The organism is Kocuria sp. CCUG 69068 (assembly GCF_020833785.1).
In the GTDB taxonomy this organism is placed as follows: Bacteria; Actinomycetota; Actinomycetes; order Actinomycetales; family Micrococcaceae; genus Kocuria; species Kocuria rosea.
On the sequence record NZ_PDDL01000232.1, the window covers coordinates 1 to 1484 of the forward strand.

General features: G+C 80.2%; 1 protein-coding gene and 1 pseudogene. Both read right to left on the minus strand.

What is annotated here, in order from left to right; translation table 11 throughout:
• A pseudogene (locus CRM73_RS19220) lies at positions 1–261 on the minus strand (glycosyl transferase); the annotation flags it as partial.
• Positions 255–1484, minus strand: a 1230-nt coding sequence (locus CRM73_RS19225) for a PIG-L family deacetylase (RefSeq protein ID WP_229588799.1), incomplete at its 5' end; no start/stop codon positions are given. The gene CRM73_RS19225 and the pseudogene CRM73_RS19220, both read right to left, overlap by 7 nt.

The window sequence follows — 1484 nt, forward strand, 5'->3', positions numbered from 1 at the left end:
CGCGGCGGCCACCGCGGCGGCCCGGGCCTCCCCCGCGGTGCCCCAGGACCCGGCGACGGCGTCCGCCCCCGCCGCCGCGGCGATCCGGGCGCTGCCGTCGGTGCAGCGGTCCAGGGCCACGACGACGTCCACCTGCACCGGGGGCCGGGCCGCCCGCGCCCGGGCGGCGGCGTGCTGCACCGTGGCCAGGCACCGGCCGAGCAGCCGCTCCTCGTTCCGGACCGGCACCACCACGACCACCCGCTCCACCCCGGTCAGCACGTGCCCGCGCCGGCGGTCCGCGGCCCCACGGGCTCGAAGACCTCCAGCAGGAAGTCGCGCTCCGTGTGGCGCAGCAGGGGCCCGAAGCGGGCGTCCGCGTGCACGGCGGCGTGCACGTCGGCCCCGTCGAGGGGCCAGCCCTCGATCGGGTGGCGCCAGTGGCACAGCAGGAGGTGGCCGTCCGGCTCGAGGGACCCGGCCACGCGGTCGAGGAGCCCGCCCAGCTGCGCGGCGTCGAGGAAGTAGCCGGTCTCGGAGACCACCACGAGGTCGAACCGCCCGGGCGGCCACTGCCCGGGCAGCCTGCGCTGCTCCACCTGCACGCCGGGGAGCTCCGCCAGCCGCTGCCGGGCGCGCTCGACCGCCACCCCGCTCGCGTCCACGGCCAGCACGGACTCCGCCCGGTCCGCGAGCTCGGCGGTGAGGGCGCCGAGGGAGCACCCCGCCTCCAGGACCCGGCGGTACCGGGGTCGCGGCAGCGCGGCGAGGGTCACGGCGCGCTTGCGCCGCTCGTACCAGGATGAGTCGACGTCCCAGGGGTCCTCGGCGCCGCGGTGGACGTCGTCGAACACGGCGGCGGCGTCCGGGGCCTGTCCTGCGGGCGGGAGCACGAAGAAGTGCTCGGCCGGGCGGCGGAACCGGGCCAGCACGTGGGGGCCCAGGAGGGCCTCGTCGCCCGGGGCCGGGGACAGCGGCAGGACCTGCGAGGCGTGCGCGGCCAGGGCCTGCTCCTTGGCCGCGCACGCGGGGGCGTCCAGGGCGAGGACCCGGATCCCGTGCGGGGGCAGGTCCTCGGGCCCGCCCCAGTGCCACAGCCAGACGGGGTACTCGAGACACTCGACGCCGTGGACGGAGGCGGCCGCCCGGGCGGCCCGGCCCAGCACCTCGTGGTCGACGTGCCCGTCGTCGCCCCACGGGGCGGCCAGCACGCCACGCCGCCCCGCGGCGGCCCACGCCGCGGCCTCGGCCACGGGGGCGCGCAGCGCCTCCCCCGCCGACGCCAGGGCCCCGTCGGGCAGCCCCAGGAGCTCGGGGACCACGCCGTCGGCGAGCCGGTCCGTGGCGGCGGAGGCCTCGGCCCGGCGCACCCGGGCGAGGTCGGCGGGGGTCCGGGTCGGCGAGCGCGGGTGCGACTGCTCGCCCAGGGTCGCCACGACCACCCGCACCCGGGCGCCTGCCCGGGCCGCGAGGGAGATCAGGCCGCCCGCGCCGAGGCTCTCGTC